We start from the raw sequence: 16,460 nt of genomic DNA on the forward strand, positions 1-16,460 counted from the left end.
ATAAACAAGACTTGTTTTTTATTTTATTCTAGGATACAATTAAATTTATTATTCCTATTAAAAAAAGATTTTTACAGGAATTCCTTAAACCCATTAACCAAACTCAAACAATGGAAATCAACACCCCCGAATCAGACCTTACTGCTGAAAAACACCGCTTGAAAATGCAACGCCGCAAAGAAGTTCAAGATCAACGGGTAGCAGAACGCAATCAAACTAAAGGATTAATTATTGTTAATACTGGAAACGGAAAAGGCAAAACCACCGCCGCATTAGGAATTGTTTTACGTTCCCTGGGTCATGGCTATCGGGTTGCAATTATTCAATTTATTAAAGGTGCATGGGAACCCGCCGAAAAAGCCGTATTCAGTAAATGGCCTGAACAATTAGAATTTCATGCGTTAGGAGAAGGCTTTACTTGGGAAACCCAAGACCGAGATCGAGATATTGAAAAAGTGGGGGAAGCGTGGAATTTAGCCCTTTCTTTTATTAGAAATCCTGAGTTTAAATTAATCTTACTCGATGAAATTAATGTAGCGATGAAATTGGGTTATTTACCTGTTGAAGACGTTCTAGCTGGACTTGCAGAGAAACCCCAAGATACTCATGTTATTTTAACGGGTCGAGGCGCTCCCCAAACCTTAATTGACCAAGCAGACCTCGTAACAGAAATGTCCCTAGTTAAGCATCCCTTCCGCGAACAAGGGATCAAGGCTCAACCAGGGATTGAATTTTGAATTAATATCCCCGTAGAGACGCGCCATGGCGCGTCTCTACAGAAGTCGGATGTCCTAACTAGCTAAATATTCCCGAACTTGAGCTTTCCGACGACGCAGATGGTTTAAAGCTTGGTTTTCCAGTTGACGAACCCGTTCCCGGCTGATGTTCATGCGAACACCCACTTTAGACAGGGACATCTCCTTACCATCTTCTAACCCATACCGCAGGGTAATCACTTCCCGTTGTTGGGGGGTTAAGTCCGCCAGTAAATCTTTTAAGTCCTGACGCAGTAACTCTTGAGTCACAAACGTATCGGCGGAGGTGCTTTCATCTTCTAAGAGATCTTGCAATTCCGTATCTTGATTATCTCCCACTCGCAAATCTAAAGACACCGGATGACGAGACGCCAACAAATAATCTCTAATTTGGGCGGGGTCTAACTCTAGCGCTTCTGCAATTTCCGCCGCCGTCGGGTTACGGCCTAATGTCTGCACTAAGTCCCGTTGAACTTTTTTAATTTTGTTCAATTTTTCGGTAATATGGATCGGCAGACGAATGGTGCGAGAATTTTGCGCGATCGCACGGGTAATGGCTTGGCGAATCCACCAATAGGCATAAGTCGAGAACTTATAACCGCGCATGGGATCAAATTTTTCCACACCTCGTTCTAAACCGAGGGTTCCTTCTTGGATTAAATCCAAGAATTCCATATTGCGTTTTTGGTATTTTTTAGCAATCGACACCACTAAACGCAAGTTCGCCTCAATCATTTTTTGCTTGGCTCGGCGTCCTTGCTCCAGGGTGGTTTGAAGTGCAGCTTCACTCATTCCCACCGCGTCAGACCACTCGTGCTGGCTCGGTTCCCGACCGAGTTTGTCTGCGAGAACGTCTTTCGCTTCCAACTGTTGCATCATGTGTTGCACTTGTTTGCCGTAAGTGATTTCTTGTTCGCGTGTTAGCAAAGGGACGCGACCAATTTCGTGCAAATAGGTGCGAACGGTGTCAGTGGTGGCAGGTCGAGCGTTTTTGGAAGCCGCTTGATCTTTGTTTTTGGTGTTGACAGTTGGCATGGGTATGAATTACACTCCTAAAACAGAATTTACAGGGGTAGCAAATTTTCCTCCTCTATCTACAGGAGGTTTTACAGGACTGGACAACACAGGTTAAGTGGGTTTCAGTCGTAGGGCTGGTTCCAAATCTTGTCTTGCTCTGTAAAAAGTAAATGTGAATTCTGTCCTATCCGTCTTGTCGCTGCGATTGAATGGTGGTTGTCTAGGGTCTAGGGCTATATATTTCTTTTAGTGATCGTTTTTTCCTAGTTTTCCCTAAAGCTGAATAACTCCATCAGGCTGTTAGGTTGCCAACCGAGGCTCGGCTTAGACAGAGAATCAGTGTTGATTTTCCTCTTTTCTCTCCCGCTTCCTGATTCTAGGAAGCTTAAGATTGTTTACATAGATTTACATCTCTCAAAATTATGACATACAACTAGGGGTGAAAGTCAAGGGCTTCATGGGAGAATTTACCATTATAGCAACTTTTACTTTTGTTTGAATATTTTGATCATGCCCTATTTCTTTTGATAATACAACTGTAGTAATTGAGTAATAACCGAACTTGGGGTTATCGGTTATCAGTCATCAGTTAAGAAGTGGACAGTTGATGAACGCTTAACTCGTATAGACTATAGTTCTGGAAGCAGTAATTATTTATAAGTTTATAGTTGAAAAGTGCATCCAAAGTCGGTGTTCACAAATCTCCAAAACCGAGCCTCGCCATTCAGTAAAAATGCACTCTTCAACCAACATAATCGTGTTCAACGGTTTCCACTATGTCATGGTTTCAGAGGGATGTTTAAAATCTTTACCAACGATAAAGCGGTTTATATCTAAAGGATAAGTCTTAACATACAGTAGACAACCTGTTGCTGAGGAGGGACTATAGGAACAACCTGGTGGATACCTCAGCCAACTTCCCGTCGGGTAATTCCCCCACTCATCACTCCAAGTTCCTTCGATCAAAAAGATTTCTTTGACCTCAGACTCGACAACTTTTGATAATTTTGTGCCGGGTTGCCAGCGTTCAATCCAGACTTTTTCAGGGAAATCCGTTTGTTCATAGACAGGTTTGACTTCAATTTCAGGAATTACATCGGATGCCCAGGGTAAATCGTAAATATTAACTCTCACTTGCTGACGGTTTTCTCCACCATGTTGTCGTAGTTTAACAAAGGTTAAACACCCTTTTTCACTATAGGGACGATGGTTAAACCCTTCAGGATTAAGCATATACGTTCCGGGCGGATGCACGCCTGTTTCGTCAGCAAAATCTCCTTGAAGTACCAAAATTTCTTCTCCCCCAGGATGTCCATGTAGGGGGAAAAAACCACCGGGATCGAAACGAGTTAACATTGTTACCGGATGCTCTTGAACTTGCTCATCAGACTCAAAACAGCCAAACCAGATTCCGGTAAACTCTGTTTGATGCCAAGTTAATACAGTTGGTAATACAGCTACACGGCTTAATAGGTTAGTGTAAGTTTTTTGAGGTTGCCATTTAAGTTGGGAAGACACCATTGTCAAATCTCAAATCATGTACTGGATGACAATGAATTGTACAACAGTTTAGGCCGATTGTTAAAATCCCAAATCATCTTTTGCTAAAGCGGCTGCTTTTAATACCTTTTCATCTGACATTTCTTTCCAGTCAGTTTCTCCAATTTCTTGATAGAAGGTTTCATCATAGGGACGAGTTCTAACCACAACAGGCATGGGGACAGCATGACCTAAGACTAAAGCTTGTTGTTTAGAATCTAATTTAGATAACACAGACCGCAAACTTTGTGCGCCAGAAACCCCGGTAAAAATCGCATCAATATCTTTATCATCATTCAGTAAAGCGGTAATGCGGGTTCCCACTTGAGACATCACTTCAGCATCAATTCCAGAGGGACGTTGATCCACAATTAATAACGTTACAAAATATTTTCGCATTTCTCGCGCAATGGTTCCAAAAATCGTTGAACGCACAATTGCAGGGTCTAAAAAACGGTGAGCTTCTTCAATAGTAATCACTAACTGTGTCGGACGATCTACGGGATTTTTGGAGGCTAAAAAATTCTCGGCTTTTCTAACGTAAGCTTGGTGAATGCGGCGAGTTATCATGTTAGTTACTAACATATAAGATAACATATCCGATTGGGAACCAAATTCAACAACCACATTTTTTCCCGCATCCAAAGATTGCAAAATTCGATCCACATAATTCGACGGACAAGTTGGACGCATATATTTTAAATTATCCATCCGCATTAATTTGCGTTGCAGAGACATAATCGAACCTTTATGTCCTCGACGTTCATCACAAAACAGTTGTATTTCTTCATTGGTCATGGATAATAATTGTGTTATCCAATCTTTCCCAAATTCACTGCGGAGAATATTAGCATTATCAATCGTCGCTTCGGAAAGATTTAATTCCCGTTGGACTAACATAATATCTTCGACTTCAATTTGATTATAACTCAAATACAATTCTTGAGCATCTTTAATTCCTCGTCTTCGGGTAGATTCAGGATCAAGGGTATACACTTCCACTTGACCGGGAAACAGTTGTCTTAAACCTTTAACGGTACTAAATTGTTTCCCCTCTGATACGGCTTCCCAACCATATTCCGAGTGCATATCAAAGATTAAATTAACCGCCGCTTTTTTCTTGATAATTCCCGATAATAGTAATCGCGTTAAAAAAGATTTTCCTGTCCCTGATTTTCCAAATACCCCATTACTCCGTTCTACAAATCGATCTAAATCTAAACAAATGGGGACATCCATATCTAACGGTTTCCCGATGGCAAAATTGCGCCGTGTGGGGTCATCTTCCCACCCAAAAATAATTCTAAAATCCCGTTCGCTGGCTTCATGAACCTGGGAAAAATGAACGGGAATGGTTTTTACAGGTAACAGTTCAATTTCTGTACTATTGGTTTGGGGTTGAAAAGAAGCGATCGCGGCTATGCCATTCTTACCATTATTCAGAGAACGAGAAGACCTCCCCCCGACCTTTTGTTGTTGTGTAGCGACACGAATGAGTTCTTCTTCTTCGGAAAATTCCCGACTCAACATTAACATCGGACTCAATTCAATGGTTCCGTAGGTGCTATTTCCGGCTAAAATTGCTTGTAAAAAATCATCATCCGGCTGAGGAGGGTTCGCAATAATTCGGGGGCTGGAGGTTCCCAAGGATACATCGGTCAGTAAACAGAAAAAATGCGATCGCTTCCCCCGCACCACTAAAAATTTTCCAACCCGCATTTCCTCGACAGACACATCAGGATGTAAGCGAACTTCTAAACCTTTTGTTAGGGAACCTTGAATTACAGAACCCAGGGGTTTCTCAGTGGTCATAGTTCAATTTTGGGGGGGTTAGCAACGGGGAACTTTCGTTACACATTGGGAGTTTATCGGGGGTTGTTGTATTGTTCATGATTCAACCTTTTGACTTAAAATCAATCCCAACTCACAATTTCCCTGTCCTCAATATCTAATGTTTGCCGTTTTCCGTCAAGATATCCAACGAATTTTAGTTTAAATTTGCTCTCAATTATTCCCCAACAAATTCAAGTCGGCTGTGTCAACAACAAGCACACCCACGACAAGAACCAAAACCCATCATTAATATTTCCCAACCCCACTCAACTTTCAACCGTCTCTAATCCAAAGTCCGTCAACTTAACCCATGTTAGCCCTGAAATAAATTTCGGGCTGTAGAGACGCGCCATGGCGCGTCTCTACGAGGGCTTTTGGGGATCATCTTTTCCTATCCTCTGTTCCCTGGCTATCTTGAGAAAAACTATAGATAGTTTGGGGTTGTAACTGTTGACAAATAGAGGAGAGTTGTTCAGGGAGTAAAAATTGTTCCCGTTTGAGTTGGACTTGTAAATTCGTCAGGGGATCTACCCCGGAAGAAATTAGAAATTGTAAATTTTTGAGGTGAGGCCATTGAGTAATTTGTTCTAAAATTGTCGTAATCGCTTTCAAGTAAGGATGATCCAGTTGTTGATACCAGTGCGGATCAGCAACTCCGGCTTGATCAAAGCCTAAATTAATAATTAATAATGCTTGATCAAACAAAGCGATCGCCACAGGTCGAGCTTCTTCTTGGAGTAATAAATCATTAGTTTGGGCTAAAAACCGTAACTTTTCTAACCGTTCATAACGACTTTGTACAGAAGTAGGATGTCTTTTACGTTCAAGATATTCTTCTTCTAAATTTAAAGATGAAGGTTGAGATTCATCCCAATTAATCGCAATGGTAATTAAGTAAGTTTGTAATAATAAATGCCCTAATTTTTGAGCTTTAGTTGCCAAATAAACCGTATTATAATCCGTTGCTTCAATAATAAGCGGAACTCGATCTACAATTTCAATTCCATACCCCTTTAACCCAGCAATTTTTCGGGGATTATTGGTAATTAAACGAATTTGACGGACTCCTAAATCATTTAACATTTGTGCCCCCATACCATAATCGCGTAAATCCGGGGCAAAACCTAAACGTTCATTCGCTTCAACGGTATCGAGCCCAATATCCTGTAAAGAATAAGCTTTAATCTTATTAATTAATCCAATCCCTCGCCCTTCTTGTCGTAAATAAACAATCACGCCAGACCCGGCATAATCAATCATTTTCATGGCTGTTTGTAACTGCATTCGACAGTCACAGCGCATGGAACCAAAGGAATCTCCCGTTAAACATTCTGAATGAACCCGCACCATTACAGGCATTTCTTTAAATTGTTCAGGATCACCTTTAACTAATGCAATATGTTCGGTATTATCTAAGGTATTGCGATAGGCATAAATTTTAAAATCGCCAAATTGTGTGGGTAATTTAGCAACGGTTTCTCGATAAACAAAACGATCATGTTTGAGGCGATAACTAATTAAATCTGCAATGGTAATTAATTTTAAATGATGAACTTTGGCATATTCCACTAATTCAGGAAGTCGCGCCATTGACCCATTAGAATTTTGAATTTCACAAATCACACCCCCCGGATATAACCCCGCTAACCGAGATAAATCAACGGCGGCTTCCGTATGTCCGGCCCGTTTCAATACCCCGCCTTCCTTGGCCCGTAGGGGGAAAATATGGCCTGGACGTCGTAAATCTTCGGGGCGAGTCGCCGGGTTGATGGCAATTTGAATGGTTTTAGCCCGGTCATCGGCGGAAATTCCCGTTGAAACCCCCATTTGAGGAGACGCATCAATACTAACCGTAAACGCCGTTTGATTCGCATCGGTGTTTTTCGTGACCATTAACGGCAAGTCTAACTGATCGAGACGTTCTCCCGTTAACGCCAAACAAATTAATCCCCGTGCATACACTGCCATGAAGTTAATCATATCGGGTGTGGCAAATTGGGCAGCACAAATTAAGTCGCCTTCGTTTTCGCGGTGTTCATCGTCAACCACCACAATACAACGCCCCGCTTTGAGATCTGCTAAGGCGGCTTCAATGCTGTCAAATTGGACGGGAGGAGAGGGATTTGTAGGTAACACAGACTCGTTCAAAATCGCATCATTAATTAATCATTGTAACGCTGTTGATCAATTGAGATCCCATTCTCTTAGAATTTTAGCCTATAGCGATCAGATCAGTGCGATCGCATTGGCGAATAATTGATTATAAAGTCCCTATTTTTAGTTCTGGATAATTGGGAACCGGAACAGTATAGGATAAAATCTTGTTATAAATTATTTTAGTCAGTTTTCCATTAATATAATCGGATCAGGTTCAAGATAAAGTGCGATGGCTTCGGTGATATTTTCTAACGCTTCTGCTTCTGTTTCACCTGCGGAAACACAACCGGGTAACTCTGGACACCAAACAGCATAATCTCCGGTTTCAGGGTCAGGTTCTAAAATAACACGCCATTTCATAAGGTTTTCTCCTGGGGATGTTTAACCATCAAAGACATTGAGTTCAAGGCAATTGTTTAACTCATTAGTTATTATAGATCGCATTTTCAATTCAAAATTTTATTGAATCGGCCATTCAGGAATGATTTGATCAATTTCTTTCATTATCTTTAAGGTTGCTGTTAATGCCACAACAATTTTTTGATAATGTAGGATATCGTCAAAGGATAAACTACGATTAGCTTTTTTCCGGTCTTTTAACCATTTATCTAATACTTGATACCCGCCAATTTTAAATTCCCAGATTTCCGGCTGTATTCCTTCAAAATAACGGGTTTTATTAATATAGATTCGTTGCTGTTGGGGTTTATAGGTAACTTCTGTAACGTTGTTATCTCCTTCTCCTTGATATTTGGTAATCAAACGATTGAGTTGTTGAGATTCCATTAAGTGTAATTTAACTAATTCTTCGCCTTTTTGGGCTAAATTTTTAAATAATTTCTCATTGCTAGTTAGAGGTAAGCGAGGAAAATCTATTTTGAGATATTCTGCATATCGTTGACGATAGGTAGGACTATGGAAAATAGCATAAGCATAATAAAATATTGCTTCTGGGGTGGGGATATATCCTAATTTTGTTTTGATTTCACTTAGGAATTTGGGGGAAAAGTTAGGGGTGCGCTCTGTAAATAAGTTGTATTGATCATTTTCGATATCAGGGTAAATGTAAAGGGGTGCAGCATAAGAAGCACCTGCACCTGACATTTTATCTCCAATGACACACTGATGGGGAATATTCATATCTGCTAATACTGAAAATTCATAATTAGGAGAAAGAGGTCGAGTCCAAAATAATGCTATATTATCTTTTTCTAATAAATGTTTCATAACTTCTTGTCTGGGACGTTCAACGATATCTTTATGATGATAATAGTATCTAATATCAAAAGGACGATAAATACATCGAGTAAAAAATTTTTCCCAATTTAATTGGTTAGCGAGTAATTGTCTTTTTTCTTTGATTTTCCATTCACAAGTTTCAGGTAATCTATATTTTTGAGAAATAATATCATCAGCAATATTTAAGTTTCTAAAATCTTCTATTCGTTTTCTCATTACATCTGCATCAAAATCTAAAGCAAAATGATCTCGATGCGTCTTAACACCCGTTGAATTAACAGGCATTATATCCGTAATTTTCCAGCCTTGGTTATATTCAGCTAATAAATCTTGATTTTGAGGGATAAAAAGATAAAAAGGTGAAGTTGGGAAAATTTCTTTCCACTCAATTGTAGTAAAATCATTTTCATTAAGATAACGATACTTATCTTCCCGTGAGCCCCAAATATCAACATGATAATATTTAGTCATTAGATAACCTCAATTTAAACGTAAGCGATTTTGTATTTCTGAAGGATCAGCCACTTCAAAAAATAATTCTAAAGCTTCAATCAAATTATTTCTTGCATTTTCAATAGAATCACCTTGACTAGCAATATCGAATTCTGGACATAAAGCAACATAACCATCACCTTCACGCTCAATGATAGCCGTAAATTTTTGGGTTCGGATCATCTTGTTTTCTCCTGGGGATATTTAATCATAAAACAAACTGCGACTCCCTGCTGAATATCAAATACATTTTTATCAGGTAAACCATTGGGAGTCACTTCTTTTTTCTTACTATTCCCGTGTAAATCCATTATATAAATTTCATCAAAGGTTTTCTCTAAACTTTGTCGCATTCCTCGAAAGGTAGGATTATCCAGATAACCATGATTGGTAATAAATGCTAAAATTCCTGAACCTGTACGGTCAATTCGCCATTGTCCAAACCGAATAAATTTAACATAATCATCTTGTAAGTATTTAGGGTTACGTTCTCCTAATGGTACACCATCTACATAATAATAGTCTTTTACTAATCCTGATATCCATTCACTGTTATTTGCAGAATGTCCCGAATAAGGGGGATTACCGATGACTATCATAACCGGAAAATCTCGTTTAATAGCAGCCGCTTCATTGGCTTCTTGGGCGACATATTGACCAAATAAAATCTCAGATTTTTTTAACGCTTCGTCTAAAGTATTGGTTAAATAAATTCCTAATCGTTGTTTCTGTTGAAATTGATAACCATAATTTTGTAATTGTAATCCTAATTTTAAGTGTGCGATCGCATAGGGAGCCATTAACAATTCAAATCCATATAAACGATTAAATAAATGATCCTTAACATAATCATTCCAACTACTTCCTAACCCCATTTCATCTAAATTTTGGTAAATTTGATTCACCACAGTATAGAGAAATGTTCCCGTTCCCGTTGCGGGATCAAGAATTTGTACCCTCGGCTGTTTTGTGGTTTTATCTTGACTATAATCAGCCAAACCTAACGCTAAATTAAACCGATTTTTAAGAATTAAATCTACTGAACGGACAATAAAAGATACTACAGGTTCAGGTGTATAATAAACCCCTCGACTTTTCCGCAAAGCAGCATCATAAGCCGCGAGAAAGGTTTCATAAAAATGTACAACCGGATCTTCCTGTCGGGTAGTTTTGCCAAAATTTTCTAAAATATTCGTCATATTAACTTGGGCTAAAAGCTGCACTAAATCATCAACAGCCCAATTAATTTGAGAAATCGCATCCGTATCAACAACGGTATTAAATAACCGCTTTAAAAACGGGTTGGTATCAGGAATATATAACCCGGCTGTGCGTCGTTCAAAAGCATAATTTTGAGGGTTTTGAGCATGACTAACCCTAGCTGTAAATAAACCATAAGCAACGGTTTGAGCATACATATCCGCAAAAGTAGATTGTTCTAAATTCGGTAATAACACCTCTTGAAATCCTTTTTGCAGTTGATGCAGTTGTCCGGTTTCTGTTTCTAGTTTTAAGGCTTCTATGACTGCATAACGAATCGCTTTTGTCAATCGTGCCATCTGTTTTGCTAAATCTTCAGGGTTATTAATAATTTCGCCCTGATAGTTCAGAAATCCTTGAATTAATTGATTAGTCTGTTCAGGATCAATGAATTGAATTTGATGATTAACTTGTTCTCCTAAAACTGTTTTTAAGCGCAGTTTCCCGTTAACATACCAACGAAATTCTAAATAATTAGTTAAAATTAAATTAGCCCCAATATGGGATTCTCGATAACGTTCTAACTGTTCTGTTTTTTCAACCGTTGATAAATCAATTTCGATATCCTTCGCTTCTACATATCCAATTAATAACTCTCGTTTTCTGACGGTAAAATCAGGAATTCCAGCTTTATTTCCTTTTTCCTCAATACTGGCTTCAATCTGTTCTGAGGGATGATCTAATAAGGTTTTTAAAGCGGGGTAGTGAGTGCGTTCACTCCCTCGTTGTAAATTTTTTTGAAGCGATCGCAAATAAACTTCAAAATTCATGCTGATCAGTCCTTAAAACAGATTGTCTTGATGAGCATTATAGGTTAAAAAGGCAATTGTTTAACTCATTGTTCTCATCAAATTCTCATCAAGTTCTTATTTTTAAAGGATAATGAATGAGCATGGAGTCAGGGAATAGCCCCAACTAGAAAAATTACAAAATTGTAATCTAAACAGCATTGTTGCTGTAATTTCCACAACCGTTAATAGTAAACAAGATAAGTTGTGAGTTCAACCTAAGCCAGACCCTTAATGTAGTAATCCCTTTATTCAGGATTCTATTAGAGTCATCCCCATCAAAAAATGTAACGAACAACTTAAATTAAACACTTAATTAAGAGAGATTTTATTATGGCTACCAGCACAGAATCACCCCTTCTCGAAAATCCAGAAAGCGTCCCAAGTGGGGTAAATAGCCTCAATAATCAAGGAACGAGCGGACAAGGGAATAATCCGCCTTTTCCTCCTAATCAAGGAACGAACGAACAAGGGAATAATCCGCCTTTTCCTCCTAATCATGGAACGAATTCACAAGGGAATAATCCTCCCTTTCCTCCTAATCAAGGAACAAATGAACAAGGGAATAATCCTCCCTTTCCTCCTAATCAAGGAACAAATGAACAAGGGAATAATCCTCCATTCCCTCCTAATCAAGGAACAAATGAACAAGGGAATAATCCTCCATTCCCTCCTAATCAAGGAACAAATGAACAAGGGAATAATCCTCCATTCCCTCCTAATCAAGGAACAAATGAACAAGGGAATAATCCTCCATTTCCTCCTAATCAAGGAACGAATCAACAAGGGAATAATTCTCCTTTCCCAGGGAATGAAGATGATAGTTTAACGGGAACTACTGGGAATGATTATTTAACAGGTTATCGCGGAAATGATACGCTTTTAGGTGACGCAGGAGACGATGTAATCCTAGGGGGACGAGGACGTGATTCCTTAACAGGTGGCGACGGTAATGATTTGTTAGATGGGGGTGGGGGTCAAGATACTTTGATTGGTGGCGGTGGTACAGATACCTTTGTATTAACTGGCAAATTTAGCCCGCCTAACGCTGATTTAGCAGATATTATTATGGATTTTGAACCGGGAACGGATCATATTTTGCTAAAAGGGATTGCAGATATTTCTAATGTCACCATTACTCAAGGTACGGGTCTTTATGCCAATGATACAATCGTAAATATTGCGGATACAGGACAAGTTTTAGCGGTCTTCAAAGGGATCACATCTACAAATCTTAATCTTTCCGATTTTACTCTGGGTTAACAGAATTGTGTTCTGATACTTACATCTATTTTAACATTCTCCCCCTGTTGAAAAAAAGGGGGATTCTTGTTATTTTAAAATCAATTCAGATCGTCAACACCATCTATTCTTTAACTAATTGTTGCACAAAGTCTTGATGTGCTTGACTTGCCAATCCTTGTTGCAATCCTTCTAAAACTTTGGCTAAATTTCCCGCTAATAAAGCCACTTTATCTAACCATAAACCGGGAAAAACTTGCGAATAAATGATACCGTTGCTATCAGGTTCTAGTTTAATATATTCTCCGGCATTTAACCTAAACCAATCAAATTCACTATCATAAATTCGCCAGACTAAATATTCTTGTACTTGATTTCGACGGTAAACGTTAAGTTTGTGATGTAAATCTATTGAGGCAGTAGAAGCAGCAATTTCTACAATTAATTCTGGCGCACCTTCGACATAATCATCTTCGCTAATCGTCGATTGTCCACCCTGTTCTATTCTTAATAAAGCATCTGGTTGCGGTTCGTTATCGGCATCAAGGCGCACAGTGGCATTATCCAGTGTTTCCACTCCAGGTGTAGCTGCTTCGTAGGTTCCTAACCAAGTGATCATGTGAGAATGAGGTTTGCTATGTTTTTTTGCTCTAACTGGAGATGCCATGTAAACGATTCCTTCGATTAATTCTGCCTTTTTGATTTCAGGCATTGCTTGATAACGGCGTTCAAATTGGATACGAGTTAGTTTGTCGCCGTTTTCTAATGGCGGAATTGTTGCCGGAGGAGAAACAGTAGAAGCGATCATGGTTTTTCCAGAAGCGACTTATAATTTATTATAAATTAAATTTGCGATCAAAAGGGCGATCGCAAATTTATCTGGTCTGCGATGAGTGCTAACGCGCTCCAAAGATAGCCAACGCCATCTACTCCTGAGCTAATTGTTGCACAAAATCTTGATGGGACTGACTTGCCAAACCTTGTTGCAAAACCTCTAAAACTTGGGCTAAATTTCCCGCTAATAAAGCTGCTTTATCTAACCATAAACCAGGGAAAACTTGCGAATAAATGATACCGTTGCTATCAGATTCAAGTTTAATATATTCTCCAGCATTTAACCTAAACCAATCAAATTCATGATCATCAACTCGCCAAACTAAATATTCTTGTACTTGATTTCGACGATAAACTTTCAATTTTTGGTTAACATCAATTGACACAGTGCTGGCAGCAATTTCTACGATTAATTCTGGTGCACCTTCGACATAGCCATCCTGACTAATCCTAGATTGTCCGCCAACTTCAATTCTTAGTAGTGCATCAGGTTGAGGTTCATTATCCAAATCGAGACGTACTGTAGCATTATCCCCCAATTCAATTCCTGGTGTACCCGACCAATAGTATCCTAACCATGTCATGATTCGAGCGTGAGGATTGCCATGATTAGTGATTCGCAAAGGCGATGCCATATAAACGACTCCTTCAATTAATTCTGCCTTTTTCTGATGAGGCATAGCAGAATAACGACGCTCAAATTCAGCACGGGTTAGTTGATCTCCGTTTTCTAAAGGAGGAATCGTTAATTTAGGAGAAATTGTTGTTGATATCATGTTTGATTTTTCTCCCGAATTAGACAATAATTATACTCTTAAATGATAGCAAATCTAACTTTAGTTTTCTTCGGCTTTGTTTGTCAAGGGGAAATAACAAAGTATCAGAACAATGTTAAGCAACCAACAATCAGAGCTTCTCAATGATGGGAGTATTCAAGATCAGGACTCGGTTTCGACCCATTTCCTTAGCTTGGTATAGGGCGGCATCAGCGGCTGAATAAAGGGCTTGTAATTTAGCACCATCCTGAGAATACTCAGCGACTCCGGCACTGAATGTGACTTGAAAGGTTTGATGAATAAACTTCTGCTGACCCCAGATATTCAAGAATTCATTCAGCCGTTTTGCACCCTGCTCTCGCGTCATACCATATAAACCGAGAACAAATTCCTCGCCACCCCAACGAGCGACGATATCTTCAGACCGAAAGAACTGCTTTAAGTGCCTTCCGAATTGGCAAAGAATTCTATCTCCCACCTCATGACCGTGTAGATCATTGACTTGTTTGAAGTGGTCTAAGTCGAGAATGATAAAACACAACGGTTGATTTTGGCGCTGTGCCAAACGGATTAATCGCTCTAAATCCAAAATAGATTTGTGCCGAGTTGCTGTACCTGTGAGTTCATCAATTTCTGCAAATCTCTTAAGAATTCGGGTTCGCTCCAGACGATTTAAAATGCGGGCAATCAGTTCAGGCCCAATAATGGGTTTCTGCACATAGTCATCTGCACCGACAGCGAACACCTGATGGATGATTTCAGGATTATGATGAGCGGATAGAAACAGCACAGGCAACTCGCGCCAACGTGGATCACCGCGAATGACTTGACACAGTTCAATGCCACTAAAACCGGGCATCTCAATATCTAAAATCAGCAAATCGGGTACAGAAAATCCGAGAGTTTCCTCAAATTCCTGGGGGTCTGCTAAGGTTTTGACCTGAAAGCCCCAAGGCACTAAGAGACTTGATAAGGCCGCTAGTAGCTGATAATCATCATCGACAATCAGGATTTTGGCTTCCGGTTTCTGGGGGCGGTTGAGTTCGTAACTAACGGCTTTGAGAATTTCTTCTGGACTAATGGGTTTTTCTAAACAGACATTTCCGCCCAAACGGGCAACTTCTACTCGAACGCCTAACTCATTTTGGGTCGTCAGCACTAACACAGGAATTTGGGGGTGGTGTTGCGCCAATTCAGCGAGTAGGGTCATTCCATTTTCTGGAGTCTGGGGAAAAGTGAGGTCAAGAAGAATGACATCCGGTAGATGGGATGCAATGGATCTTCTTGCTGTTGTTAAGTCTGTTGTCACTTCCACCTGAAAACCCCAAATGAGTGCTTTTCGTTGAATCTGTTGAGTCAGTTCTGTATCACCACCAACAACCAACAACCGACCCGACCCCAGATTGAAACCGGAAGTCAGTGCCATTGTCGATGGCTTGCTGTCTACAATTTGTTTAAGATGCCCAACCCATTCTTCCAGTTGTCGCGCCTCATTTTCACCTAACGACTCTAAGTGAAGCAACTGTTCAATCTGTCGTGCGACTTCTGAACCTTGTGGTAAGCCCAATGAACCGAGTGAGCCAATCAATCGATGCACCTCCCCTTGAACAGAATCTCGCAGTTCCTGAGCTAGACTTCCGGTCGAGAGTTGGGCAATGGCTTGCTCGAAAACCGCCATCCGCAGATCAAAACCTTCTTTGAAGTTGTCCCAGACTTGTTGCATAACAGCCTGAACTTGGACTTGAGCTTGCCACTTGTTGTCTGCTGAAACCACAGACATTGGAGTGGATAGGGTTCTTTGCTCTAGTGGTGTCTTGGCGGTGGGAACTTCTTCCGGTAGAGCTTTTAGCCGATAACCCAATCCGTACACCGTCTCAATCAGATTGATCGTTATTCCCGCTCCTTTGAGCTTCTGTCGCAACCCTTTGATTTGGGTGGAGACGGCATCTTCTTGGGGGAATTCCCCGCTTGGCCAGATGTGATCTAAAATCGCACTGCGGCTAAAGATTCGCCGAGGATTGCGGAGGAAAAGCTCTAAAATACTGTACTCTTTTGGGGTTAGGTGTAACAGTTGTCCGTCATAGGTCACTTGGCAAGCTTCTGGCTGAAGTTGAAGTTTTTCCCAGGTCAATACCGGAGGTAAGGTTGAACTACCTCGTCGCAATAAAGCTTGAATTCGAGCCATTAATTCAGGGAGTTCGTAGGGCTTGATCACATAATCATCGGCTCCGGCTTCTAAACCCATGACCCGATCACTACTATTTTCCTTTGCACTTAATAGTAAAATCGGTATTTGTGACCCGTGCGATCGCAATTGGCGACACAGATTAATTCCATCTAAATTCGGAAGCATAATATCGAGGATGAGGAGATCATAAGGCATAGCTTGAGCCAGTTCCAAACCCATTTGACCATCCGTTGCTATCTCAACCGTGTAATGGTGAGTCGTGAGTTCTTGTGCTAGGATATTTGCTGTCATCTCGTCATCTTCTACGAGCAGAATTTTCATTAGAACTCATCCCTTACTT

The 16,460-nt window shown here is 40.1% G+C and carries 13 protein-coding genes; 2 read left to right on the forward strand and 11 right to left on the reverse strand.

What is annotated here, in order from left to right:
* Positions 1 to 110 precede the first annotated feature (110 nt).
* Positions 111 to 737 (forward strand): cob(I)yrinic acid a,c-diamide adenosyltransferase, encoded by a 627-nt coding sequence (gene cobO / locus NMK36_RS08445; RefSeq protein WP_072720946.1) that lies wholly within the window; start codon positions 111 to 113, stop codon positions 735 to 737.
* 54 nt (positions 738 to 791) lie between these two features.
* On the opposite strand, the gene NMK36_RS08450 is transcribed toward cobO, so the two are convergent.
* The 8 genes from NMK36_RS08450 to NMK36_RS08485 all read right to left on the reverse strand — a co-directional run bounded on the left by NMK36_RS08450 (position 792) and on the right by NMK36_RS08485 (position 11,062).
* Positions 792 to 1,790 (reverse strand): RNA polymerase sigma factor, RpoD/SigA family, encoded by a 999-nt coding sequence (locus NMK36_RS08450; protein ID WP_254173521.1) that lies wholly within the window; start codon positions 1,788 to 1,790, stop codon positions 792 to 794.
* Between the two features lie 756 nt (positions 1,791 to 2,546).
* The gene (locus NMK36_RS08455; protein ID WP_254173522.1) at positions 2,547 to 3,293 is read right to left on the reverse strand and encodes a cupin domain-containing protein; all 747 of its coding nucleotides are present in this window, start codon (positions 3,291 to 3,293) and stop codon (positions 2,547 to 2,549) included.
* Positions 3,294 to 3,353: 60 nt separating this feature from the next.
* The gene (locus NMK36_RS08460) at positions 3,354 to 5,123 is read right to left on the reverse strand and encodes a helicase HerA domain-containing protein (RefSeq protein WP_254173523.1); all 1,770 of its coding nucleotides are present in this window, start codon (positions 5,121 to 5,123) and stop codon (positions 3,354 to 3,356) included.
* A 402-nt stretch (positions 5,124 to 5,525) separates the two neighbouring features.
* Positions 5,526 to 7,292 carry a bifunctional 3,4-dihydroxy-2-butanone-4-phosphate synthase/GTP cyclohydrolase II gene (gene ribBA / locus NMK36_RS08465; protein WP_254173524.1) on the reverse strand — a complete coding sequence of 589 codons (1,767 nt, stop codon included), beginning with the start codon at positions 7,290 to 7,292 and terminating at the stop codon, positions 5,526 to 5,528.
* A 192-nt stretch (positions 7,293 to 7,484) separates the two neighbouring features.
* A complete protein-coding gene (locus NMK36_RS08470) occupies positions 7,485 to 7,661 on the reverse strand; it encodes a type II toxin-antitoxin system HicB family antitoxin (protein ID WP_254173525.1) in 177 nt (58 codons plus the stop codon).
* 99 nt (positions 7,662 to 7,760) lie between these two features.
* Entirely contained in the window at positions 7,761 to 9,011 is a 1,251-nt protein-coding gene (locus NMK36_RS08475; protein ID WP_254173526.1) for a type ISP restriction/modification enzyme, read from the reverse strand.
* A 9-nt stretch (positions 9,012 to 9,020) separates the two neighbouring features.
* A complete protein-coding gene (locus tag NMK36_RS08480) occupies positions 9,021 to 9,215 on the reverse strand; it encodes a type II toxin-antitoxin system HicB family antitoxin (RefSeq protein WP_254173527.1) in 195 nt (64 codons plus the stop codon).
* Entirely contained in the window at positions 9,212 to 11,062 is a 1,851-nt protein-coding gene (locus NMK36_RS08485; protein ID WP_254173528.1) for an N-6 DNA methylase, read from the reverse strand. Before NMK36_RS08485 ends, NMK36_RS08480 begins: the two co-directional genes overlap by 4 nt.
* A gap of 351 nt (positions 11,063 to 11,413) precedes the next feature.
* Here NMK36_RS08485 and NMK36_RS08490 point away from each other — a divergent pair, with 351 nt between their 5' ends.
* Complete coding sequence (locus NMK36_RS08490) at positions 11,414 to 12,343, forward strand: hypothetical protein (RefSeq protein ID WP_254173529.1); 930 nt, start codon at positions 11,414 to 11,416, stop codon at positions 12,341 to 12,343.
* Between the two features lie 103 nt (positions 12,344 to 12,446).
* Here the strand turns inward: NMK36_RS08490 and NMK36_RS08495 are convergent, their stop codons facing one another.
* The 3 genes from NMK36_RS08495 to NMK36_RS08505 form a co-directional block, all read right to left on the reverse strand.
* The gene (locus NMK36_RS08495; RefSeq protein ID WP_254173530.1) at positions 12,447 to 13,130 is read right to left on the reverse strand and encodes a Uma2 family endonuclease; all 684 of its coding nucleotides are present in this window, start codon (positions 13,128 to 13,130) and stop codon (positions 12,447 to 12,449) included.
* A gap of 118 nt (positions 13,131 to 13,248) precedes the next feature.
* On the reverse strand, positions 13,249 to 13,932 hold the full coding sequence (locus tag NMK36_RS08500; protein ID WP_254173531.1) for a Uma2 family endonuclease: 684 nt from the start codon (positions 13,930 to 13,932) through the stop codon (positions 13,249 to 13,251).
* 130 nt (positions 13,933 to 14,062) lie between these two features.
* Positions 14,063 to 16,441: a response regulator gene (locus NMK36_RS08505; RefSeq protein ID WP_254173532.1), complete on the reverse strand. Its 2,379-nt coding sequence runs from the start codon at positions 16,439 to 16,441 to the stop codon at positions 14,063 to 14,065.
* Positions 16,442 to 16,460 lie beyond the last annotated feature (19 nt).

Origin of the sequence: Planktothrix pseudagardhii (assembly GCF_904830925.1) — a bacterium.
GTDB lineage: Bacteria > Cyanobacteriota > Cyanobacteriia > Cyanobacteriales > Microcoleaceae > Planktothrix > Planktothrix tepida.

Excerpts from the sequence above, each read along its gene's own strand:
- cobO (WP_072720946.1), top strand. The coding sequence starts at position 111 with ATGGAAATCAACACCCCCGAATCAGACCTTACTGCTGAAAAACACCGC.
- NMK36_RS08450 (WP_254173521.1), bottom strand. The coding sequence starts at position 1,790 with ATGCCAACTGTCAACACCAAAAACAAAGATCAAGCGGCTTCCAAAAAC.
- NMK36_RS08455 (WP_254173522.1), bottom strand. The coding sequence starts at position 3,293 with ATGGTGTCTTCCCAACTTAAATGGCAACCTCAAAAAACTTACACTAAC.
- NMK36_RS08460 (WP_254173523.1), bottom strand. The coding sequence starts at position 5,123 with ATGACCACTGAGAAACCCCTGGGTTCTGTAATTCAAGGTTCCCTAACA.
- NMK36_RS08470 (WP_254173525.1), bottom strand. The coding sequence starts at position 7,661 with ATGAAATGGCGTGTTATTTTAGAACCTGACCCTGAAACCGGAGATTAT.
- NMK36_RS08475 (WP_254173526.1), bottom strand. The coding sequence starts at position 9,011 with ATGACTAAATATTATCATGTTGATATTTGGGGCTCACGGGAAGATAAG.
- NMK36_RS08480 (WP_254173527.1), bottom strand. The coding sequence starts at position 9,215 with ATGATCCGAACCCAAAAATTTACGGCTATCATTGAGCGTGAAGGTGAT.
- NMK36_RS08485 (WP_254173528.1), bottom strand. The coding sequence starts at position 11,062 with ATGAATTTTGAAGTTTATTTGCGATCGCTTCAAAAAAATTTACAACGA.
- NMK36_RS08490 (WP_254173529.1), top strand. The coding sequence starts at position 11,414 with ATGGCTACCAGCACAGAATCACCCCTTCTCGAAAATCCAGAAAGCGTC.
- NMK36_RS08495 (WP_254173530.1), bottom strand. The coding sequence starts at position 13,130 with ATGATCGCTTCTACTGTTTCTCCTCCGGCAACAATTCCGCCATTAGAA.
- NMK36_RS08500 (WP_254173531.1), bottom strand. The coding sequence starts at position 13,932 with ATGATATCAACAACAATTTCTCCTAAATTAACGATTCCTCCTTTAGAA.
- NMK36_RS08505 (WP_254173532.1), bottom strand. The coding sequence starts at position 16,441 with ATGAAAATTCTGCTCGTAGAAGATGACGAGATGACAGCAAATATCCTA.